Annotated in this window: 21 protein-coding genes and 1 pseudogene; 9 read left to right on the forward strand and 13 right to left on the reverse strand. The window is 62.9% G+C overall.

Features of this window, described 5'->3' with window-relative positions; translation table 11 throughout:
- Positions 1 to 11 precede the first annotated feature (11 nt).
- Entirely contained in the window at positions 12 to 704 is a 693-nt protein-coding gene (locus AMC88_RS01720) for a glutathione S-transferase family protein (protein ID WP_016735022.1), read from the reverse strand.
- A gap of 235 nt (positions 705 to 939) precedes the next feature.
- Between AMC88_RS01720 and AMC88_RS01725 the strand changes: the two genes are divergently transcribed.
- The gene (locus AMC88_RS01725; protein ID WP_010014908.1) at positions 940 to 1,737 is read left to right on the forward strand and encodes an undecaprenyl-diphosphate phosphatase; all 798 of its coding nucleotides are present in this window, start codon (positions 940 to 942) and stop codon (positions 1,735 to 1,737) included.
- A gap of 664 nt (positions 1,738 to 2,401) precedes the next feature.
- Here the strand turns inward: AMC88_RS01725 and AMC88_RS01730 are convergent.
- From AMC88_RS01730 to dnaN, 7 genes are all read right to left on the reverse strand, one after another.
- Entirely contained in the window at positions 2,402 to 3,382 is a 981-nt protein-coding gene (locus AMC88_RS01730) for a complex I NDUFA9 subunit family protein (RefSeq protein WP_064824708.1), read from the reverse strand.
- A gap of 218 nt (positions 3,383 to 3,600) precedes the next feature.
- Entirely contained in the window at positions 3,601 to 3,888 is a 288-nt protein-coding gene (locus AMC88_RS01735) for a DUF1330 domain-containing protein (protein ID WP_012482361.1), read from the reverse strand.
- A 22-nt stretch (positions 3,889 to 3,910) separates the two neighbouring features.
- A complete protein-coding gene (gene pyrF, locus AMC88_RS01740; protein ID WP_016735019.1) occupies positions 3,911 to 4,618 on the reverse strand; it encodes an orotidine-5'-phosphate decarboxylase in 708 nt (235 codons plus the stop codon).
- Positions 4,619 to 4,624: 6 nt separating this feature from the next.
- Complete coding sequence (locus AMC88_RS01745; RefSeq protein WP_016735018.1) at positions 4,625 to 5,206, reverse strand: histidine phosphatase family protein; 582 nt, start codon at positions 5,204 to 5,206, stop codon at positions 4,625 to 4,627.
- Between the two features lies 1 nt (position 5,207).
- Positions 5,208 to 5,807, reverse strand: a complete 600-nt coding sequence (pmtA, locus tag AMC88_RS01750; RefSeq protein WP_016735017.1) for a phospholipid N-methyltransferase PmtA — start codon at positions 5,805 to 5,807, stop codon at positions 5,208 to 5,210.
- A gap of 95 nt (positions 5,808 to 5,902) precedes the next feature.
- Positions 5,903 to 6,811, reverse strand: coding sequence for a DUF72 domain-containing protein (locus AMC88_RS01755; protein WP_064824709.1), 909 nt, complete (start codon positions 6,809 to 6,811; stop codon positions 5,903 to 5,905).
- A gap of 57 nt (positions 6,812 to 6,868) precedes the next feature.
- Positions 6,869 to 7,987 carry a DNA polymerase III subunit beta gene (dnaN, locus tag AMC88_RS01760; protein ID WP_064824710.1) on the reverse strand — a complete coding sequence of 373 codons (1,119 nt, stop codon included), beginning with the start codon at positions 7,985 to 7,987 and terminating at the stop codon, positions 6,869 to 6,871.
- Positions 7,988 to 8,248: 261 nt separating this feature from the next.
- Between dnaN and rsmI the strand changes: the two genes are divergently transcribed.
- From rsmI to AMC88_RS01790, 6 genes are all read left to right on the forward strand, one after another.
- Positions 8,249 to 9,166, forward strand: coding sequence for a 16S rRNA (cytidine(1402)-2'-O)-methyltransferase (gene rsmI / locus AMC88_RS01765; protein ID WP_012482367.1), 918 nt, complete (start codon positions 8,249 to 8,251; stop codon positions 9,164 to 9,166).
- Positions 9,156 to 9,524 (forward strand): YraN family protein, encoded by a 369-nt coding sequence (locus AMC88_RS01770; RefSeq protein WP_016735015.1) that lies wholly within the window; start codon positions 9,156 to 9,158, stop codon positions 9,522 to 9,524. Before rsmI ends, AMC88_RS01770 begins: the two co-directional genes overlap by 11 nt.
- Before the next feature lie 113 nt (positions 9,525 to 9,637).
- Positions 9,638 to 10,141, forward strand: coding sequence for a cupin domain-containing protein (locus tag AMC88_RS01775; RefSeq protein WP_064824711.1), 504 nt, complete (start codon positions 9,638 to 9,640; stop codon positions 10,139 to 10,141).
- An 88-nt stretch (positions 10,142 to 10,229) separates the two neighbouring features.
- Complete coding sequence (gene gshB, locus AMC88_RS01780; protein ID WP_064821200.1) at positions 10,230 to 11,177, forward strand: glutathione synthase; 948 nt, start codon at positions 10,230 to 10,232, stop codon at positions 11,175 to 11,177.
- Positions 11,178 to 11,350: 173 nt separating this feature from the next.
- Positions 11,351 to 12,883, forward strand: a complete 1,533-nt coding sequence (locus AMC88_RS01785; protein WP_064829853.1) for a YifB family Mg chelatase-like AAA ATPase — start codon at positions 11,351 to 11,353, stop codon at positions 12,881 to 12,883.
- A 345-nt stretch (positions 12,884 to 13,228) separates the two neighbouring features.
- Positions 13,229 to 13,816 carry a hypothetical protein gene (locus AMC88_RS01790; RefSeq protein WP_029531663.1) on the forward strand — a complete coding sequence of 196 codons (588 nt, stop codon included), beginning with the start codon at positions 13,229 to 13,231 and terminating at the stop codon, positions 13,814 to 13,816.
- Here AMC88_RS01790 and cysK read toward each other — a convergent pair.
- The 3 genes from cysK to AMC88_RS01805 all read right to left on the reverse strand — a co-directional run bounded on the left by cysK (position 13,813) and on the right by AMC88_RS01805 (position 16,556).
- Positions 13,813 to 14,775, reverse strand: coding sequence for a cysteine synthase A (gene cysK / locus AMC88_RS01795; protein ID WP_064821202.1), 963 nt, complete (start codon positions 14,773 to 14,775; stop codon positions 13,813 to 13,815). The genes AMC88_RS01790 and cysK overlap by 4 nt on opposite strands.
- 143 nt (positions 14,776 to 14,918) lie before the next feature.
- Positions 14,919 to 15,536: a LysE family translocator gene (locus AMC88_RS01800; protein WP_064824725.1), complete on the reverse strand. Its 618-nt coding sequence runs from the start codon at positions 15,534 to 15,536 to the stop codon at positions 14,919 to 14,921.
- A 117-nt stretch (positions 15,537 to 15,653) separates the two neighbouring features.
- Positions 15,654 to 16,556, reverse strand: a complete 903-nt coding sequence (locus AMC88_RS01805; protein WP_064824726.1) for a DMT family transporter — start codon at positions 16,554 to 16,556, stop codon at positions 15,654 to 15,656.
- A gap of 112 nt (positions 16,557 to 16,668) precedes the next feature.
- On the opposite strand from AMC88_RS01805, the gene AMC88_RS01810 reads away from it, so the two are divergent.
- A complete protein-coding gene (locus AMC88_RS01810) occupies positions 16,669 to 17,133 on the forward strand; it encodes an Lrp/AsnC family transcriptional regulator (protein ID WP_064824727.1) in 465 nt (154 codons plus the stop codon).
- 117 nt (positions 17,134 to 17,250) lie between these two features.
- Here the strand turns inward: AMC88_RS01810 and AMC88_RS33860 are convergent.
- Both AMC88_RS33860 and dut read right to left on the reverse strand, forming a co-directional pair.
- Positions 17,251 to 18,210: pseudogene (locus AMC88_RS33860) on the reverse strand (GNAT family N-acetyltransferase).
- A gap of 44 nt (positions 18,211 to 18,254) precedes the next feature.
- Positions 18,255 to 18,725, reverse strand: coding sequence for a dUTP diphosphatase (gene dut / locus AMC88_RS01820; RefSeq protein ID WP_064824728.1), 471 nt, complete (start codon positions 18,723 to 18,725; stop codon positions 18,255 to 18,257).
- A 90-nt stretch (positions 18,726 to 18,815) separates the two neighbouring features.
- Here dut and AMC88_RS01825 point away from each other — a divergent pair, with 90 nt between their 5' ends.
- Positions 18,816 to 20,399: a peptide chain release factor 3 gene (locus AMC88_RS01825; protein ID WP_012482380.1), complete on the forward strand. Its 1,584-nt coding sequence runs from the start codon at positions 18,816 to 18,818 to the stop codon at positions 20,397 to 20,399.
- The last annotated feature ends 22 nt before the right edge of the window (positions 20,400 to 20,421 follow it).

The following is a 20,421-nucleotide window of genomic DNA, read 5'->3' on the forward strand; positions in this document are numbered from 1 at the left end:
AAGCGCCCTCGTCAGAAATCCAGATCGGCATAATGCGAAACCGGGGTCAGGCCGCGCACCCGCTCGGTCAGCATCGGCCGGAAGGAGGGGCGCGACTTCAGCCGCTGGTACCATTCCTTGACAACAGGAGCCTCGGCCCACTCGATCTCGCCGAGATAATCGAGGATCGAGATCGAGGCGGCGGCGGCAAGGTCGGCATAGCTCATCCGCTCGCCGGCCAGCCACTGACGCGAACCGGCAAGCCAGGTGAGATAACGCATATGCTGGCGGATATTCGCGCGAGCCGTGCGCAAAATCTTCGAATCCGGCGCTCCGCCGCCCTGATCGGCGGTCATCTGCAACTTGTAGACACGCTCGCGGGCGAGCGGTTTCGTCACGTCGTTTTCCATCTTCTGCATGAACCATTCGCTCAGCCGGCGGATTTCCGCCCGCTGGAAAGGGTCCTCGGCAAGCAGTCGCCGGTCGCGCTTCAACACGCCGTGCGTCTCGTCCAGATATTCGGAAATGACGGTCGCGCCGCAAAGCGCGCGCATGCTGTCGTCGACATAGACCGGCAGCGTGCCGGCCGGATTGAGCGCCAGGAAATCCCGGCGCTTCTCCCATGTCTGCTCCTCGATCAGATCCGCCTGATAGCCGTATTCGGCCAGGATCAGCCGGACGAAGCGAGATGCGGATGACATGGGATGATGATAAAGCGTGGGCATCGATACTCGGGCTTTATGATTGCTGTTACAGGACTGTGTGGCAGCTCATTTATAGCGCCTTAGTCGTGACTCATTGGTTGAAGCTATAGGAGCTTGGCCCCGCCAATACAAGCGAATCGGCTTTCACGCCATCTGACAAGGGACAAAACAACGTCTTGTGAATGAGGATAGAGGCAGCGCCTGATCGGCTCAAGCGCTGTTCAAGTCCGACCGACCTTTAAACCGGAGACAATTTATGGACTATATCAATGCCGCCCTTCTCGGTGTCATCGAGGGCATCACCGAGTTTCTGCCGATCTCGAGCACCGGCCATCTCATCATTGCGGAGCAATGGCTCGGCCATCGGTCGGACATGTTCAATATCGTCATTCAGGCCGGCGCCATCCTCGCCGTCACCATCATCTACTGGCGTCGTCTCCTGGATCTGGTGCTCGGCTGGCGGGAGCCTGAGAATCGCGACTACGCCGCCAAGCTGATTGTTGCCTTTCTCATCACCGCCATTCTTGGGCTCGTCGTCAAGAAGCTCGGCTTCGAACTGCCGGAAACCGCGACGCCGATCGCCTGGGCGCTGATCATCGGCGGCATCTGGATGATCTTTGCCGAATGGGCCGCCGCGCGTAAGGCGCCTCACAAAGAGATCACCTGGCTCGTCGCCATCCTGGTCGGCATCGCCCAGATCGTTGCCGGCGTTTTCCCGGGAACCTCACGCTCCGGCGCCACGATTTTCGTCGCCATGCTGGCCGGCACCGGCAATCGCGCCGCGGCCACCGAATTCGCCTTTCTCGTCGGCATCCCGACCATGTATGCCGCAAGCGGCTACGAGCTGCTGAAGACCTTCAAGGACGGCGGCGCGGCAGGCGAAGACTGGACCGCGCTGGCAATCGCCTTCATCGTCTCCACGATCGTCGCCTTCATCGCGGTCAAATGGCTGCTCGCCTATATCAGGAGCAACCGGTTTACGCTGTTTGCTATCTACCGCATCATTCTCGGCGTGTTGCTGCTCGGCATGGCGACATCAGGTCTGATCGCCTGAGCCATCTCCACCGCATTGCATTCGCGCATCGCGGATGCAATTGCCCGTCGGACGCCGCGAAGTGACTTGCTAGCGGCAGGCGCAAACGTTCCAGCTGGCAATATTTGAGAGAGTAAGCGTCCGCTGCTTTTGAAGCGGCCAATACAGAGCGTTTATTTGGGAACGTCCTGGTTCAGACGCTCCGGCCGCTGTTTGTCTCTATGAGGCCGGCGCCAAAGCCGGCCTTTTCGTCAACGGCTGATCGAAGCCGTGGAGCAAGGGTCGACGCCGTAGGCCGGCGAGCAGCCGCCCTTTACCGCCGCGACCGAACCGGACGCAACGAAGGAGCCTGCAAGGATAACCAGCGCCGCACACGCAAACAGGAGCGCGATTGACTTGCCCATCGAGTATTGCCTTTCACAGTGATTGCCGCACGCTTTCGCAGGCGTCGAGTCCATTGGAGACGCGCGGGGTTTGGTAGTCAGTGGAATGGCAAATAGCAATAAATGTTCCTGCTAAATTTGGCGTTAATTCCACAAAATTTCCGCTGCGTCTTTTATGCAACTGCACTTGGTATGACCGGCACAAGATCATTTGAAACTTGCGCCGGCTTTGCTTCAGACGCACACGCAAAACGCCGTCCGCGCTATGCGCGAACGGCGCTGTGTCGAAGGCATAAAATTGTTCAGGCAGCCTTGCCGGAGCCGGTGTACTGGCCGTGCGGACGATACTGCACCAAGTAGGATTCGAGCACCGATGCGGCCATGGTTGGCACAATGCCGAGACCCTTCAGCGTGCGGCCTTCCGATTCGGCTTCGGCGGAAACGACGTTGTCGCGCTTGAGCAGACGCACCTGGTCCGGGGTGATCGGCGGCGTCACGAACGGGATCAGCGAGGCAATGCTGCCGATCATCGACGCGATGCCGAAGGGCAGGGACACCAACCGGTTCTTGCGGCTCGTCACCTTCAGCATCGTCTCGAGGCATTCGCGGAAGCTCAGCACCTCGGGCCCGCCAAGTTCATAGACCTTGCCGGCGGGGACCTTGCCGTCGACGGCGCGGGCGACCGCCTCGGCGACATCCTCGACATAAACAGGCTGGAATTTCGTCTTGCCGCCGCCGACCAGCGGCAGGACCGGCGACATGCGCGCCATATCGGCAAATTTGTTGAAGAAGCTGTCTTCCGGCCCGAAGACGATCGACGGGCGAAAGATCACCGCATCCGGCTTGATGGAGAGGATAGCGGCTTCGGCGCGGCCCTTGGTGCGGCCATAGTCCGAATCGGAATTGGCATTGGCGCCAATCGCCGAAATATGGGCAAGCGTCGCGCCAGCATTGCGCGCCGCCTCGGCGACTGCGCGGGCGCCGAATTCCTGCACGGCGTCGAAGGTGTTGCGGCCGGTCTCCTGCAGAATGCCGACGCAGTTGACGACGTGGCTGGCGCCGTCGATGGCGCGGTCGATCGAGTTGCGATAACGCAGGTTCGCCTGCACTAGGGAAATCTGGCCGACATTGCCGAGCGGCTGCAGGAAGCCGGCGAGATCAGGACGGCGCACCGCAACGCGGATGCGATAACCGCGCTTGGCGAGCGCCCGAACCACGTGCCTGCCCACGAAGCCGGACCCTCCGAACACGGTGACGAGCGGCGGCAGGTTGGCAAGGGTCATGGCAGGCTCCTCGAAAGGCTGTGCGGGATGCTGTATCGGCACCCGTCTTAGCCCAATCCCGGCGCGACGGGAAGGCCCATCCCGCCGTCAGTTTTGCGGGTGCGAAGTCGCCTAACGCATCGTGCTTTTTGAAAATCGGAATCGATTTTCGGAAGGCACGATGCTTGGTTTCAAAGTGCTAGAGCTTCCTTTGTGCGTCCGAAAGGACGCACGGCACTCTAGACGCCTTCGACGACGACCATTTCCGCATCCGCCACTTCCTGGCGGATTTTGGCGGCGATTTGATATTCCGGCGAATTATAGCAGTCGACGGCATGCTGCATCGACGGGAATTCGATCACGACATTGCGCGCGCGCGCCTTGCCCTCGAGTTCGGTCAAGGCGCCGCCGCGCGCCAGGAAATTCGCGCCGTATTTTTCGAAGGCGGGCTTGGCCGCCGCCACGTAATCCTTGTAGCGCTCGGCATCGCGAACATCGACGCGGGCGATCCAATATCCCTTGGCCATGATCTTCTCCCTTTACTTCTCGTCAGCGGTTTGCCGGCCAACGCGCGGCAACCATTTCGTTGAGCACGGCGCGAGCGGCATGCCGGGGATCGGGCGCCTTGACGATCGGCCGGGCAACGACAAGGTGTGTCGCCCCCGCCTTCAGCGCATCGAACGGCGTCATCACCCGCTTCTGGTCGCCATGGTCGCTGCCGGTCGGGCGAATGCCGGGTGTGACGATCGCCATGTCGGGTCCGAGGACCTCGCGCACCTCGGCCGCCTCCGCAGCCGAACAGACGATACCACCCATGCCGGCGGCGCGCGCCTGTTCGGCCCGGCGCAGCACCAGGCTGTGCGGATCCAGATTATAGCCGGCCTCGGCAAGATCCTCGGCATCCATCGAGGTCAGCACGGTGACGCCGAGCAGACAGAGGCCGGAGCCGGCCGCGGCCTCGACCGCCGCCCGCATCGCCTTGGGATAAGCGTGCAGCGTCAGCATCGACATGCCCATCCTGACGATGTTTTCGACACCCGAGGCGACGGTGTTGTCGATGTCGAGCAGCTTCATGTCGAGAAAGATCTTCTTGCCGCTTGCGGCCAGGTCACGGGCGAATTCGAGGCCGCCGGCAAAGACCAGCTGATAGCCGATCTTATAGAAGAGAATGTCGTCGCCGAGCGTGGAGACCAATTTTTCCGCCTCGCCGATCGTTGGAACATCCAGGCCGACGATCAACCGCTCGCGTGCGTCCATTTCAACTCACCCCCGCCAGTCTTCGATGGGTGTCCAGTCGCATGATAAGCGGCGATCCGCAAGGCCGAACGCATAGAGATTGCCGCCGCCGCCCGGCTGGTCGCGGTCGCGGGAGATGGGTCGGCCGGCCAGATGGCATTTGAGCAGCGTGCCGACGCCGCCATGGCCGACGAAGGCGATCGGGGCTGCCGCGTCATGCGCGGCGAGAACGGCATTGACCGCCTCGACGATGCGGGCCTGCGCGTCGACGGCGCGTTCCCAGCCCTTGAAGCTTTCTTCCGGATGAGCGAAGAACCAGTTGGCCGCCTCTTCGAATTGCGGCGGCGGCAGGAAGCCGGTGGCCGAACGGTCGTTCTCATGCATGCCGTGGACGATTTCGATCGCCACGCCGGAGGCTTCCGCCAGGATTTCGGCCGTCTCGATCGCCTTCGTCTCGTCGCTGGAGACGATGCGCCGCAATTGCCTCGCCCAATCGCTCCCGGCCGCCTTGCGGGCGCGGGCGGCGCCGACATCGGAAAGCCCCCATTTCGGCACCGGCACGTTGGCATCGATCTTGACTTGCGGATGGGTGATATAGATCCCGAACATTTCAGCCGCGTCTGTAGATCCAGAGCTGCGCCGGCGGAATGTTGCGCATGACGAAGTCGAAATGCTGAATGTGGTAGCGATCGGGATTGGCGGCGATCGGCGAGATCGCGCCATAGGAGATCTGCACCACCGGCCGGCCGGGCGGCAGGCGGTCGAGCAGGCTTTCCAACAGCGAGACGCGCATCGCCATTGGGAAGTTCAAGAGCGGAATGCAGGAGATGACGCAATCGAAGGTCTGGTCGCCGAAGGCGCCGAGCGTCGTCTTGAGATCGAAGGCGTCGCCGTTGATGAAGTGCACGCCGGGATAGGCTCGCAGCAGATGCTGGTGGAAATCCGTCGAATATTCGATGGCGACCAGATTGTCCGGCTTCACGCCGCGGCCGAGGATCGCTTTGGTGATGGCGCCCGTGCCCGGCCCGAGTTCGAGGACCGGCAGCCCCGAATGCATATCGATGACGCTGGCCATGCGCTTGGCGGTGATCGAGGAGGTCGGCACGATCGAGCCCACCGTCTTCGGCCCCTGCATCATGCCCCGGAAGAAGCGGATTTCCTCATCGAATCTCTTCCCGAGCTGTTCCCTCACCTTGACCCGTAAACGCATTCTCCACCCATCCGCACGTTGATCGACTGTGTTAATATGCTGCTTGTCGCTCCCGCGACAAGGATTTTCGCGATAAGGACATCGGCATCAACAACTCATGCGGCCTTTCGGTCGGAACGAGGCATGAGATCGGCAAGCCTTTCGCCGAGATGATCGGCGTCGACGGGCGCACGCAGCTTCTTGTCGGTATTGTCGAAATAGAGATAGACGTCGCGGCCCTTCTTGCGCGACGGCAACGGCGCAAGCACCCGCGTCGCATGTTCAGGTTCCCCGCCGGTTGCCCAGGCGCGAATGCGCTCGGCCCACAGATCGAGCGCTTCATCCTCATAGCCACTGACATAGAGCTGCTCGGAACCATGCAGGCGGCAATAGATGAAATCGGCGGTGATGTCCATCAACAGCGGCCACTCCACCGTATCGGCGCAGACGAGCGCGACGTTGTGACGCCTCAGCATCTCGATGAAGGCTGGCGAGCGGAAGCTGTCGTGGCGGATCTCGAAAGCATGGCGGATCGGCTGGTCGGCGTCGCTTTTCAGCCAGGCTCGCCCTTTGAGGCGGCCGTCATGGCGTTTCGCAAGCGCGATCGCGGCATCGCAGTCATGCGGCAGCAGCGACAAGAAGCTTTCGAAAAGCGCAGGGTCGAAGGCCATGTTCGGCGGAAACTGCCAGAGGATAGGGCCAAGCTTGGGGCCGAGCCGCAACAGGCCGGATGCGAAGAAATTGGCAAGCGGCGTCTCGATCTCCTGCAATCGCTTCATATGAGTGATGAAGCGCGAGCCCTTGACTGCGAAGACGAAATCCTCGGGCGTTTCGTCGCGCCAGCGGCCGAAGCTTTCAGGCCGCTGCAATCCGTAGAAAGTGCCGTTGATCTCGATCGAACGGAAATGCCGGGCGGCATAGGAAAGCTCGTGCTTCTGCGGCAGACCCTTGGGATAGAATTGGCCGCGCCAGGGCGCATAGGTCCAGCCGGATATGCCGATACGCACAGTTCCGGTCTTTTTCATGAGGAGATCCTCCCGTTTTGACAGGAGGAAAACAATGGCTGGCGGCCTTCGTTCCCGTCAGACGCGCATTGGCATCAGCACGTAAAGCGCATCGTCGCCGGCCGTGTCGCGGATCAGCGTCGGCGAGCCGGCATCGGCCAGCAGGAAGATCGCTTCCTCGCCGGAAAGCTGCGCGGTAATGTCGAGCAGGTACTTGGCGTTGAAGCCGATTTCCATCGCGTCGGTATCGTAGCCGACGGCGACCTCTTCCGTGGCGCTGCCGGAATCGGGATTGTTGACGGTCAGCATCAGCTGCCCCTCGGATAGCGCCAGCTTCACGGCGCGGCCGCGCTCGGAAGAGATGGTCGAGACGCGGTCGACGGCCTGGGCGAAGCTCGTGCAGTCGACGCGCATTTCCTTGTCGTTGCCGGTCGGGATGACGCGCTGATAGTCCGGGAAGGTGCCGTCGATCAGTTTCGAGGTCAGGACGATCGAACCGATCGTCATGCGGATCTTGGCGTCGGACACCTCGACGGTGACGATCGCTTCCGGATTGTCGACCAGCTTCTGCAGTTCGCCGACGGTCTTGCGCGGAATGATGATGCCGGGCATGCCCTCGGAGCCGGAGGGCGCCTCCACGTCGGCGCGCGCCAGCCGGTGGCCGTCGGTCGCGACCGCCCGGAGCTTCAGCTCGCCCTTGCTTTCGATCGTGTGGAAGAAGATGCCGTTGAGGTAATAGCGCGTCTCTTCGGTCGAAATCGCGAACTGCGTGCGGTCGATCAGCATCTTCAGATCGGTCGCCTTCAGCTTGAAGGAGTGGGTGAAGGTGCCGGCGGTCAGATCCGGGAAGTCGGATTCCGGCAGGCACTGCAGCGAGAATTTCGAACGGCCGGACTGCACCGTCATCGAGCCGCCGTCGGTGCTGGTGGCCAGCAGCACTTCCGAGCCGTCGGACAGCTTGCGCACGATGTCATAGAGAAGATGGGCGGGAACGGTGGTGGCGCCGGCCTGCTCGACGCTGGCAGGCGTCGCCTCGGTGATCTCGAGGTCGAGGTCGGTCGCCTTCATGTCGAGGTTCTGGCCGTCGGCCTTGAGCAGTACGTTGGAAAGGATCGGGATCGTGTTGCGACGTTCGACCACGCGGTGCACGTGGTTCAGCGATTTCAACAGGTTTGACCGCTCAATAGTAATACGCATGGGATGCTACCGCTTTCGACCGTGACTGTCCGGGCGCATCGAGCACCCGAGGAATGCTTTCCCGATTGAGGTCGGGGGAGTGGACGGGCAAAATGGCAGACTTCAGCACCGGTTTGCAAGAGGCATGGGCGGTGGGAGGCCCGCATTTCAGGTTTTCCGGAGCAATCCTCACAGAAATCCGAACCCTTGCCGAAGCGGTACGGCTCGCCCATAAAGGTTCCCTCATAGAGGTTCGACGACGGCGGGACGAAAGCAAACGGCATGAACGAGGAAACGACGGCGGAGGCGGCCACGCGGCGAAGCTTCCGTCTGCACAATATGGCAGTGCCGGCGCGGCCGCTGGAGCCGGCGCTCTATCTCGTCGCCACCCCAATCGGCAATCTCGGCGACATCACGCTGCGCGCGCTGGAAACGCTGGCCGGCGCCGACGTGCTCGCCTGCGAGGATACGCGCGTCACCCGCGTTCTGCTCGACCGCTACGGCATCCAGAACCGTCCCTTTGCATATCACGAACACAATGCCGACGAGGCCGGTCCGCGTCTCCTCCAGGCGCTCGAGGCCGGCCGCTCGGTGGCGCTGGTGTCCGATGCCGGCACGCCTCTGGTTTCCGACCCCGGCTATCGGCTGGCGCAGCAGGCGATCGCCGCCGGCTATCGGGTCGTCCCCATCCCCGGCGCCTCGGCGCCGCTTGCGGCCCTTGTCGGCTCAGGCCTGCCGAACGACGCTTTCCTCTTCGCCGGTTTTCTGCCGGCCAAGGACAAGGCCCGCCGCGACCGTCTCGGTGAACTCGCCGCCGCCCCCGCGACACTGATCTTCTTTGAATCGCCGCATCGCATCGCTGCCACGCTCCTCGCCGCCGCCGATGTGCTGGGCGGCACGCGGCCGGCCTCCGTCTGCCGCGAGCTGACCAAGACCTATGAGGAATTCCGCCGCGGCACGTTGGCGGAACTCGCCGCCCATTACCAAGAGGTGGACAACGTCAAGGGCGAGATCGTTCTCGTCGTCGGTCCGCCGCAGCCGGTGGAAACGCCGGACGCCGACGTCGAGGCCGTGCTTGCCGATCTCGCCAAGTCGATGCCGACCGCAAAGGCCGCCACCGAAGCGGCGCGTCTGACCGGCCTGCCGCGCAAGGCGCTCTATCAGCGCCTGCTGGAGATGAAGGGCGCCGATGGGCGATAACGACCGCACCGCCATCAGAAGAAAGGCGCTGCGCCGCGGCCTGGTGTCGGAATATGTCGCCGCCGTCTTCCTCATGTTGAAAGGCTATCGCATCCTGGCGCTGCGCCACCGCACCCGGCTCGGCGAGATCGATATCGTCGCCCGCAAGGGCGATCTCGCCGTCTTCGTCGAGGTCAAGGCCCGCCACGGCGAGGCTGCGGCGGTCGACGCCGTCTCCGCCGCCGCCCAGAAGCGGATAAGGGCGGCAAGCGATCTCTGGCTCGCCCGCCAGGCCGATCAGGCCCGTCTTTCCCAGCGCTACGATATCGTCGCGGTCACGCCCGGCCGCCTGCCGCGGCATTTCCCCGACGCCTTTTAGCGGTTCCGGTCCAGCCGTTTCGGATCGTTAAAATTTTAGTCCTGGCTTGAACCAGCTCCTTACGACTCTCTGCTATCGCAATCCCTGTTGGGGTAACAATTGGGGGTTGTTTCATGGCCTGGAAGATGATGTTGGCAAGTGCGGTCGCCATGGCCGCGCGTTCGGTGCCTTATGCCGTGGCGAAGCCGGCCGGCAAATCCTTCGTCGCCCATGCAAGCGACCTGCTGCCGCTGAAATCGACGCCGATCAATCCCGACTGGATCATCAACGGCAACCCGCAAGCGCGCACCGCCGAACATTCGCGCGGCCATGACGAGGCGTCGCTGACGGCGATCTGGGACTGCACGGCAGGCGAATTCCGCTGGTATTTCGGCTGGGACGAGACGGTGATGATCCTCGAAGGCGAGGTCCATATCACCGCCGAGGACGGCACCGAACGAACCTTGTGTGCCGGCGACGTCGCCTTCTTCGCCGGCGGAACCTGGGCAAGCTGGCGGGTCGACGATTACGTCCGCAAGGTCGCCTTCCTACGCAAGCCCTTCCCGATGCCCCTGGCGATCGCCTATCGCCTGCGCAACCTGCTGCGCAATGGCAGCAATCAGGGGATCGCCGCCTGACGACCGGTGGCGGCGGCAAGCCTTGATTGACCGTTGCGTTTGATACCGGGCCGACCTACATCTGTCCGGCATTCAGCGAGGGATGGAAATGGCCAAGATCACCAATGTAGCGGTCCAGATGGATCATGTCGCCGGCATCAATATCGCAGGTGACTCCACCTTCGCCATGAGCCTGGAAGCCCAGACGCGCGGCTATAAGCTCTTCCATTACACGCCCGAACGCCTGAGCTTCCGCGACGGCAAGCTCTTTGCCAGCGTCGAGCCGATGCTGCTGCGCGACGTCAAGGGCGATCATTTCGAGCTCGGCGCGCCCGAGCGCGTCGATCTCTCGACCATGGATGTGGTGCTGCTGCGCCAGGACCCGCCCTTCGACATGGCCTACATCACCTCGACGCATCTGCTCGAGCGCATCCACCCGAAGACGCTCGTCGTCAACGATCCGGCCTGGGTGCGCAATTCGCCGGAGAAGATCTTCGTCACCGAATTTTCCGACCTGATGCCGAAGACGCTGATCACCAAGGATCCGGCCGAGATCCGCCGCTTCCGCGACGAGATGGGCGATATCATCCTGAAGCCGCTCTACGGCAATGGCGGCGCCGGCGTCTTCCATTCGACCCGCGACGACCGCAACCTCTCTTCGCTGCTGGAAATGTTCGGCCAGCTGTTCCGCGAACCCTTCATCGCTCAGCAATATCTGCCGGACGTGCGCAAGGGCGACAAACGCATCATCCTGGTCGACGGCGAATTTGCCGGTGCCATCAACCGCGTGCCGGCCGAACATGACAGCCGCTCCAACATGCATGTCGGCGGCCGCGCCGAGGCGACCGAGCTGACGCCGCGCGAAAAGGAAATCTGCGAACGCATCGGCCCGGCGCTGAGGGAGCGCGGCTTCCTCCTCGTCGGCATCGACGTGATCGGCGATTACATGACCGAGATCAATGTCACCTCGCCGACGGGTATCCGCGAGGTGAAAAAGTTCGGCGGCGCCGATATCGCAGCCTTGCTCTGGGATGCGATCGAGCGCAAGCGCGGCTGAGCCTGCGGCTTCAGCCCCACGCCTGCTGTGACCGGGTACAACCCCGGTCACCCCTCATATCTGAAAACGTTCCTTGATCGTTCTTGTTTTATTCCTGCTTCCGTGCCAGATTGCAACCGCTGGCCCTGAAGGGTTGCGGGCGGTATAAGAGTTTGCGGGCAGGGGATGGGCATATGGTCGCGCGTGTCAGTACGGTGGCATTCCAGGGCATAGAAGGCGTGCCGGTCGAGGTCCAGGTCATGATCGCGCCCGGAAAGATCGGCATGCAGATCGTCGGACTGCCTGATAAGGCGGTGGCCGAAAGCCGCGAGCGGGTGCAGGCGGCCCTTCATGCCTCCGGCCTGGCGCTGCCGGCAAAGCGAGTGACCGTCAATCTGGCCCCGGCCGATCTGCCGAAGGAAGGCTCGCATTTCGATCTGCCGATCGCGCTTGCTTTGATGGCCGCACTCGGTGCCATTCCCGCCGATGCGCTGTCGGATTATGTCGTCGTCGGCGAACTCAATCTCGACGGCACGATCGCCGCCATTGCAGGCGCGCTGCCGGCCGCGATCGGCGCCAATGCGCTCGGCAAGGGGCTGATCTGCCCGGCCGAAAGCGGCGCCGAGGCCGCCTGGGCCGGCGCCGAGGTCAATATCCTCGCCCCCCGCAGCCTGATTGCCCTTGCCAATCATTTCCGCGGCACCCAGGTGCTGTCGCGGCCGGAGCCGTCGATCCGCGCCAATGCCGCCAACCTGCCGGATCTTGCCGAGATCAAGGGCCAGGAAAGCGCCAGGCGCGCGCTCGAAGTGGCGGCGGCCGGCGGCCACAATCTGCTGATGGTCGGCCCGCCTGGCTCCGGCAAGTCGATGCTGGCGGCAAGGCTGCCGTCGATCCTGCCGCCGCTCTCGGCGGCCGAATTGCTGGAAGTCTCGATGGTGCATTCGATCGCCGGCCAGCTCACCGGCGGCAAGCTCTCCGATCGCCGGCCCTTCCGCACCCCGCATCATTCCGCCACCATGGCCGCGCTGGTCGGCGGGGGCCTGCGCGCCCGTCCGGGCGAAGCCTCGCTCGCCCATCACGGCGTGCTCTTCCTCGACGAGTTTCCCGAATTCACGCCGCAGGCGCTCGACGCGCTACGCCAGCCGCTCGAAGGCGGCGAATGCGTCATTGCCCGCGCCAATCACCGCGTCTCCTATCCGGCGAAATTCCAGCTGATCGCCGCCATGAACCCCTGCCGCTGCGGCATGGCCGGCGAACCCGGCCACAGCTGCGCCCGCGGCCCGCGCTGCATGAGCGATTACCAGGCCCGCATCTCCGGCCCGCTGATGGACCGCATCGACATCCGCATCGACGTGCCCGCCGTCTCCGCCGCCGATCTCATCCGCCCGATGGTGGCCGAGGCGAGCGCCGACGTCGCCCGCCGCGTCGCCCGCGCCCGCGAACTCCAGCAGGAGCGCTTCGAAGCCGCCGGCGCCAAGGGCATCGGCACCAACGCCCGCTGCTCCACCGCGATGATCGAGAAACTCGCCGAACCCGACGCCGCCGGCCTGCAGCTCCTCCGCGACGCCGCCGAAAAAATGAAATTCTCCGCCCGCGGCTACCACCGCGTCCTCAAGGTCGCCCGCACCCTTGCCGATCTCGACGGCAAACCAACCGTCGGCCGCCTGCATCTGGCCGAGGCGATTTCCTATCGCATCGCCGGGGAGAGGTTAACGGCGGCGGCGTAGGGCGAATGCGCGCAAATATTTTGAACTTTTAGTCGTCGGGCCGCCAGCGATCTGCCGATCGCGGTTGCGCTGATGGCTGTTTCGGTGACGCTGATGCGCTGGATTATAAGGTTATGTCGCCGTCGGCGAATCAACCGCGACGGAACGATGGGTCGCTGCCATGGCGGGAATGCTGGCGGCCGCGATCGCGCTGTGTTGCTTATCCGTTAGCGGTAAGAGCCTCTCCTCATTTCGTCGCTATTTACAATATTAGCTTCGGCTGGAAAAATTTCGAGGATGATGTCGGTCCGTCCGACATGGTCGGTCGGAGGTGAGGGATGAGAAAGCCTGTTGCCGGGAATGCCCATGAGTAATGAATATCCGGGCTCAAACGCCAATCCCTTGGAAGTTCTAGACTTGGCGAATGCCTACTTTGACGCTTCCAAACTCCTGTTCAACGAGGGTCGGAAGCAGGTTGCACTATCCCTCGCACCGGCTCGAATGTGCGCCATTCATGCTATTGAACTCTACCTAAATGCCTTCCTACGCTATGAGGGCGTTGCTCCCGAGGAAATACGAAAACGCATGCACAACCTCGCTGAGCCAATGTTCGTTGATAAACTCAAACTGAGAAAGAAAACCGCCCTGCATCTGGAGGCAATGACAACAAAGCGTGAGTACATCATATCGCGCTACGCTCCGGAGCGGACGAGGGAGCACACTGCGCTGAACCGCCTGAACGCGACGCTGTCGGAAGTCATGGCGAAGGTTGGCAAACACATGCATTCAACGAGCTCAGCTGCACATCGGCAATCATTATTGCGGACTGCCATAGAACTTTCGTCCCACTTCGATTGGGATGCAGATGATGGCACAAGAGAAGGGGCGCTGAAGCGCCCCAATGTTAGCCAAGACAAAGCGCCGGCCGAAAGACTCGGCCACGGCCCACTTTAGCTCCCCAGCCCCTCAAACAATGCCGTCGAGAGATAACGCTCCGCGAAGGACGGGATGATCACGACGATATTCTTGCCCGCATTCTCGGGACGGCTGCCGACCTTGATTGCTGCCGTCAGCGCCGCACCCGAGGAGATGCCGACCGGCACGCCCTCGAGTCTTGCGACCAGCCGCGCCTGTTCGAAGGCTTCGTCGTTGGTGACGGTGACGACCTCGTCGTAGATGCCGGTGTCGAGGATTTTTGGCGCGAAGCCGGCGCCGATGCCCTGGATCTTGTGCGGGCCGGGATTGCCGCCGGAGAGAATGGGGGAATCGGCGGGCTCGACGGCGATGATCTGGATTTCGGGCTTATGGCTTTTCAGCACCTGGCCGACGCCGGTGATCGTGCCGCCGGTGCCGATGCCGGAGATGACGATGTCGACCGTGCCGTCGGTGTCGTTCCAGATTTCTTCCGCGGTCGTCTTGCGGTGAATTTCGGGATTGGCCGGGTTTTCGAACTGCTGCGGAATGATGGCGTCGGGAAGCGACTCCGCCAGTTCCTCGGCTTTGGCGATCGCGCCCTTCATGCCCTTGGCGCCTTCGGTCAGCACCAGCTCGGCGCCGAGCAGCGCCAGCATCTTGCGGCGCTCGACCGACATGGTTTCCGGCATGGTGAGGATCAGCCGATAACCTTTGGCGGCAGCGGCAAAGGCGAGCGCGATGCCGGTGTTGCCGGAGGTCGGCTCGATCAGCACGGACTTGCCGGGGGTGATCCGGCCTTGCGCTTCCAGGCTTTCGATCATCGCCACGCCGATGCGATCCTTGACCGAGGCGATCGGGTTGAAGAATTCGAGCTTGCCGATCAGGTTGGCCACCACGCCCTTTTCCCGCGCCAGCTTGTCGAAGCGCACGAGCGGCGTGTTGCCGATGGTCTCGGTGATCGAGGAATAGATGCGGCCGCGGCCGGGCTTGTGCGACATGGATGCCTCCCTTTGGACTTCGGTCCCTGAAATCGAAAGGAGAATAGGGGCAAAGGTCGAATGAGGCCAGCCCGCGTTGATGCCGGCGGAGCCGGAGTCGAAGAAAAAAAGCTTTGAAAACCGCTTCTTGGCGGATGTTTATTTCAGGCCGCCCGCGTGGCGATGAAGGCGGCGGTGCCCGCCAGGATGCCGGCCGCGACCCGGTTCAGCGCCTGCAGGGCGCGCGGTTGTTTGAGCATCGTGCGGGCCCGCGAGGCAAGCAGCATATAGGGCACGAGCACGGCAATCAGCACGACGAAGGTGACGGCGAGCAGCATCACATAGTCGCGCAAGCCGATATTGCCGATATCGATCAGCGTCGGCGCCAGCGCAACATAGAACAGCATCGTCTTCGGATTGCCGAGCGTCACCAGCAGGCCGGAGAGGAAGGACAGGCCGATATTGCTGGATTTCTTCGCCGCGATGTCCTGCGGCAGCAGCCCTGCCGTCCAGAGTTTCCAGGCGATATAGGCGAGATAGAGGGCGCCCGCGATCTTGATGGCGACAAAGACTTCGGTGAAGGTCTGCGCCACGAAGGCAAGGCCGAGAATGACCGCGGTGAGATAGGTCATGTCGCCGAGCACCAGGCCGAGGCCCATGAAGAAGGTCTCGCGGAAATTCGAGCCGAGCGCGCGGGCGACGATCGCGGTAATCCCGGGGCCGGGAATGGCGGCGGCGATGAACAGCGCTCCGGCATAGGCAAGCAAGGCGGCAAGGCTCATGGATGGGCTCCCTCTTCCGCGATGTTTTATATCCGCCAAGCCGTGCCATCAATCGACCGGCGTTGATGGGTCCATCACCAGAAGAAATGCCTGCCGTCCGTGCCTGTCCGCTTCTTGTCAGCCTTGAAGTGCCCGCGGCCGCAGCCAGCGTGGTGTCCAGCCGAGGTTCATGCCGGCGGCAGCCAAAAGAATGATGGCGGCGCCTGCGATCTGCATCGGCTGCAGCGCGTGGCCGAAGGCCAGCCGGTCGACGAGGATTGCGGCGATCGGATAGAGGAAGGACAAGGCCCCGGTCAGATGGGTCGGCAGACGCTGGATGGCGCCGTAGAGCAGCACATACATCAGTCCAGTGTGGACGACGCCGATGGAAACGAGGATTGCCCAGCTTTCGGCGTCCTGAGGGGACTGCGAGAAATCCGTCATCGGCGCCAGCATCAGCATGCCGGTTGCGACCTGGATCAGTGCGATCAGATGCGGCGGCGTGCCCTTCAGCCACTTCGCGGCAAGCGCTGCCAGCGCGTAGAAGAAAGCCGCGCCCAGCGCCATCAGGATTCCGAGGCTGTAGCTCTCGAATGTATCGCCGCTTCCACCCGGTTTTGCCTGAACGATCGCCATCATCCCGGCAAAGGCAAGCGTCAGCAAGAACAGCTTGGCGGCGGTGATCTTCTCGCCGAGAAACAGCGCGCCGAGCACCAACAGCATGAACGGCTGGGTGTTGTAGACGGTGGTGGCGATCGAGATCGTCGCATGCGAATAGGAGGCAAACAGCAGCAGCCAGTTGACGACGATGGCGATGCCGCCGAGCACGGCGATGGCGAAGGTGCGCAGCGTGAGGATGCCTGGCCGCAGCAGCCCGAGAGCGCCGCAGATGACAAGCAGGGTGATCGCGCCGAACAGGCAGCGCCAGAAAACCACGCCGCTGACCGGCTGGCCCGACATGACGACGAACCAGCCGATCGTCCCCGAGATCAGCATCGCTGCCGTCATTTCCGCTGTCCCTCTTTTGATGTCACCGCTCATGATCGCCTCCGTTTTTGCTGGGGTGATAATATTGCAGGAACAGCCGAAATTATATAATGATAAAAATGCAGTTCGCCGGTGCGACCTAATAATAAAAGGAAACTTCATCATCATGCCTAACGATGTCCAGCCGCTTGATGAGATCGATCAGGCCATTCTCGAAGCGCTGGCCGGCAATGCCCGGATCTCGCTGAAGGAGCTGGCACAGCAGGTGGGGCTTTCCTCGCCGAGTGCTGCCGAGCGTCTGCGCCGGCTGGAGGAGCGCGGCGTCATCATGGCCTTCACCATCGATCTCGATCCCGCCGCCGTCGGCTACCCCCTGCAGGCGATCGTCCGCGTGCGTCCGCTGCCGGGGCAGTTGCATGTCGTCGAGCGCCTCATTCAGGAAATTCCCGAAATCGTCGAATGCGACAAGGTGACCGGCGAGGATTGCTTTATCGCCCGCCTGGTCATCCGCTCGATGGCGGAACTCGACGGCCTCCTGGACAGAGTCGCCGAACGCGCGGAGACCAACACCGCGATGATCAAAGCCTCGCCCGTCAAGCGCCGCCTGCCGCCGCTGTCACGGGGGAAATAATGCATGCCGACCGGAAGTGCGCAGCGGTTCCGGGACAACGACATGCATAGAAACAAAGAGCTAAAGCGCGTTGCATGAATCAAGTTTGATGCGACGCGCTTTAGATCGGCGAACGGGCTAGAAATCTGCCATCGGCGAGAGCATCGCCGGAAAATGCGGAGCGGCGTCGCCGAGCCCGCGCAGCATCAGCGTCGTTCCGCCTTCAAACGACTGCGGCGCGCCTGTCCAGTCGAGCTTGTCCGGCCGGAAGAGCACCTCGACGGTCGCCGAGGCAATGTCGAGCCCGCCGAGGATCGCGGCAAGTGACGGGATCTCCGCTGCCACGACATCGAGAAGGCTGAAGCGGCCTGTCCCATCCGTCTTCCAGGCGATGACGGCCTAGCAGTCTTCCAGGAAGCTGATGCGGACATCGGGATCGAGCTGCGTGTTGATGAGAAACATCGCCGCATTTGTGGTCACCGAGAGCGTCGTCGAAACCGGGCTGCGTGCTTTCAGCAGCAGTTGCAGCAGGGCGAGATCGTCCGCATTCGCCGGCAAAAGCGGCCGGGCGGCTGTGGCGCCATCAATCGCGGGGGTGGGTGCCGTTCCCACATATCGGTGCAGCGGCATCGCGCGAAAACCGTAAGGCTCATAGAGCGACGGTTTGTCGGTGTAGAGGATGACGGCTTCGAAGCCCTGCCGCTCGCACCAGTCGAGCGCCTTCACTGTCAGATCGCGATAAAGCCCGCGGCCGCGCCATGGCGGCCGCACCGCGCCCGATTGCAGCCCGGCAGCATGGACGATCCTGCCGTTGAGGACGAAGGGCAGCGCAAAGGCCGAGAGATTGGCCGCAAGCTCGCCGTCGGCGTCAAACCAGCCGAACGGCATGCTGGTGGGATCGGGGCCGCCAAGCTGCTGCAGCGGACCGATGTCGATGCCGAAAATATCCTGGAGCAGGCGGACAAGCGCAGCCCAGCCGGCGGGATCGCCGAAATAATCCTGCCGAAAGGTCACGCCCGCGCCGTCCAGGCGCTTTGCCATCAGAGCAGGTCTCGCAAAACTGTGCAGCGGTTTCGCGATAAAGACATGCGCGAACAAAGACCTGAAGCGTGACAAGCGAATCTGAAAGATCGCGACACGGTTCAGACTCCAGTGGAGCCGAAGCCGCCTGCGCCGCGCGCGGTTTCGCTTGCCGATGTAATCTCGGCCACCCGTGCCTGGGTGACCGGCGCAATTACCATCTGGGCGATGCGCATGCCGCGTTCGATGACGAAGGCTTCCTCGCCGAGATTGGCGAGCAGCACCTTCACTTCGCCGCGATAGTCGCTGTCGACGGTGCCGGGTGAGTTGAGGCAGGTGATGCCGTGCTTGAAGGCGAGGCCGGAGCGCGGCCGCACCTGGCCTTCGAAACCCTCGGGGATTTCGAAGATGAAGCCGGTCGGCACCAGCGCCCGCTTGCCGGGCAGAAGCGTCAGCGGCGCATCGCCGTCGACGGCGGCGCGCAGGTCCATGCCGGCCGCCCCCTTGCTTTCATAGGCGGGCAGGTCGAGGTCTTCGCCATTGGCCAGGCGGATGAGGTTCAGCGTCGGGCGCGTGTCGTGATGAATGGTCATGGCCCATTACTTTGCGCCCGCAGCGCCGAGGTCAATTGCAATGCCGGGCTTTAATCGCTAGATACGCGGCAATTCCACAGGATTCATAATATGGCCGAAAGTCTCGCCGAGGCGGTCTCCCGCCGCCGCACATTCGCTATTATCGCCCACCCGGACGCGGGCAAGACGACGCTCACCGAAAAGCTGCTGCTGTTCGGCGGCGCCATCCAGCTTGCCGGCGAAGTTAAGGCGAAGAAGGATCGCATGCAGACGCGCTCCGACTGGATGAAGATCGAGCGCGAGCGCGGCATCTCCGTCGTCACCTCGGTGATGACCTTCGAATATAACGACAATGTCTTCAACATCCTCGACACGCCCGGCCACGAGGACTTTGCCGACGACACCTATCGCACGCTGACCGCCGTCGACGCCGCCGTCATGGTCATCGACGCCGCCAAGGGCATCGAGCCGCGCACGCTGAAGCTCTTCGAAGTCTGCCGCATGCGCGATATCCCGATCATTACCTTCATCAACAAGATGGACCGCGAAAGCCGCGATCCCTTCGAGATCCTCGACGAGGTGGAGGAGAAGCTGGCGCTGGATACGGCGCCGATCACCTGGCCGATCGGCCGCTCGAAGACCTTCTGCGGCTCCTATCACCTGGCCAACAGCACCGCCCGCGGTTCCGACACCGAAGTTGAGACCACGCCGGTCAATGGCCCGCAGGCCGTTGCCGGCAGGCTGCCGGAAAACGAGCGCCAGGCCTTCATCGACGAGACCGAGCTGGCGATCGAGGCCTGCCGTCCCTTCGACCGCGACTCTTTCCTCGAAGGCCATATGACGCCGGTCTTCTTCGGCTCGGCGCTGCGCAATTTCGGCGTTCGTGATCTGATCAATGCGCTCGGCGAATTCGCCCCGCCGCCGCGCGACCAGGTCGCCGATACCAGGACGGTGCACGCGACCGACGACAAGATGACGGCCTTCGTCTTCAAGATCCAGGCCAACATGGATCCCAACCACCGCGACCGCATCGCCTTTGCCCGCATCTGCTCCGGCAAGCTCGAGCGCGGCATGAAGGCGAGGCTCGCCCGCACCGGCAAGCAGCTCGGCCTGACGGCGCCGCAATTCTTCTTCGCCTCGCAGCGCCAGCTGGCCGACACCGCCTATGCCGGTGATGTCGTCGGCATTCCCAATCACGGGACGCTGCGCATCGGCGATACGCTGACCGAAGGTGAATCGCTGGTCTTCCAGGGCGTGCCGAACTTCTCGCCGGAGATCCTGCGGCGCGTGCGTCTCGAAGATGCGATGAAGGCGAAAAAGCTCAAGGAAGCTCTGCAGCAGATGGCCGAGGAGGGCGTCGTCCAGCTGTTCTCGCCGGAGGACGGCTCGCCGGCAATCGTCGGCGTCGTCGGCGCCCTGCAGCTCGACGTGCTGAAGGAGCGGCTGATGGCCGAATACGGCCTGCCGGTCTCCTTCGAAATGTCGCGCTTCTCCGTCTGCCGCTGGATCTCGGCCGATCAGCCGGCTGATCTGGAAAAATTCCTGACCGTCAAACGCGGTGATATCGCCCGCGATCTCGACGGCGATCCCGTCTTCCTCGCCCAGGATGCCTTCTCGCTGCGCTACGAGGCGGAGCGTTATCCGGCAATCAAGATGGTCGCCATCAAGGAATATCACGCCGCCAAGGCGGCGTGATTGTTGTGGGTTCGGGCGCTGC

The organism is Rhizobium phaseoli (assembly GCF_001664385.1).
Classification (GTDB): domain Bacteria; phylum Pseudomonadota; class Alphaproteobacteria; order Rhizobiales; family Rhizobiaceae; genus Rhizobium; species Rhizobium phaseoli.

Bases quoted from the DNA above. Each gene is read 5' to 3' on its own strand.
- AMC88_RS01720 (WP_016735022.1), bottom strand. From the start codon at position 704: ATGCCCACGCTTTATCATCATCCCATGTCATCCGCATCTCGCTTCGTC.
- AMC88_RS01725 (WP_010014908.1), top strand. From the start codon at position 940: ATGGACTATATCAATGCCGCCCTTCTCGGTGTCATCGAGGGCATCACC.
- AMC88_RS01730 (WP_064824708.1), bottom strand. From the start codon at position 3,382: ATGACCCTTGCCAACCTGCCGCCGCTCGTCACCGTGTTCGGAGGGTCC.
- AMC88_RS01735 (WP_012482361.1), bottom strand. From the start codon at position 3,888: ATGGCCAAGGGATATTGGATCGCCCGCGTCGATGTTCGCGATGCCGAG.
- pyrF (WP_016735019.1), bottom strand. From the start codon at position 4,618: ATGGACGCACGCGAGCGGTTGATCGTCGGCCTGGATGTTCCAACGATC.
- AMC88_RS01745 (WP_016735018.1), bottom strand. From the start codon at position 5,206: ATGTTCGGGATCTATATCACCCATCCGCAAGTCAAGATCGATGCCAAC.
- pmtA (WP_016735017.1), bottom strand. From the start codon at position 5,807: ATGCGTTTACGGGTCAAGGTGAGGGAACAGCTCGGGAAGAGATTCGAT.
- AMC88_RS01755 (WP_064824709.1), bottom strand. From the start codon at position 6,811: ATGAAAAAGACCGGAACTGTGCGTATCGGCATATCCGGCTGGACCTAT.
- dnaN (WP_064824710.1), bottom strand. From the start codon at position 7,987: ATGCGTATTACTATTGAGCGGTCAAACCTGTTGAAATCGCTGAACCAC.
- rsmI (WP_012482367.1), top strand. From the start codon at position 8,249: ATGAACGAGGAAACGACGGCGGAGGCGGCCACGCGGCGAAGCTTCCGT.
- AMC88_RS01770 (WP_016735015.1), top strand. From the start codon at position 9,156: ATGGGCGATAACGACCGCACCGCCATCAGAAGAAAGGCGCTGCGCCGC.
- AMC88_RS01775 (WP_064824711.1), top strand. From the start codon at position 9,638: ATGGCCTGGAAGATGATGTTGGCAAGTGCGGTCGCCATGGCCGCGCGT.
- gshB (WP_064821200.1), top strand. From the start codon at position 10,230: ATGGCCAAGATCACCAATGTAGCGGTCCAGATGGATCATGTCGCCGGC.
- AMC88_RS01785 (WP_064829853.1), top strand. From the start codon at position 11,351: ATGGTCGCGCGTGTCAGTACGGTGGCATTCCAGGGCATAGAAGGCGTG.
- AMC88_RS01790 (WP_029531663.1), top strand. From the start codon at position 13,229: ATGAGTAATGAATATCCGGGCTCAAACGCCAATCCCTTGGAAGTTCTA.
- cysK (WP_064821202.1), bottom strand. From the start codon at position 14,775: ATGTCGCACAAGCCCGGCCGCGGCCGCATCTATTCCTCGATCACCGAG.
- AMC88_RS01800 (WP_064824725.1), bottom strand. From the start codon at position 15,536: ATGAGCCTTGCCGCCTTGCTTGCCTATGCCGGAGCGCTGTTCATCGCC.
- AMC88_RS01805 (WP_064824726.1), bottom strand. From the start codon at position 16,556: ATGAGCGGTGACATCAAAAGAGGGACAGCGGAAATGACGGCAGCGATG.
- AMC88_RS01810 (WP_064824727.1), top strand. From the start codon at position 16,669: ATGCCTAACGATGTCCAGCCGCTTGATGAGATCGATCAGGCCATTCTC.
- dut (WP_064824728.1), bottom strand. From the start codon at position 18,725: ATGACCATTCATCACGACACGCGCCCGACGCTGAACCTCATCCGCCTG.
- AMC88_RS01825 (WP_012482380.1), top strand. From the start codon at position 18,816: ATGGCCGAAAGTCTCGCCGAGGCGGTCTCCCGCCGCCGCACATTCGCT.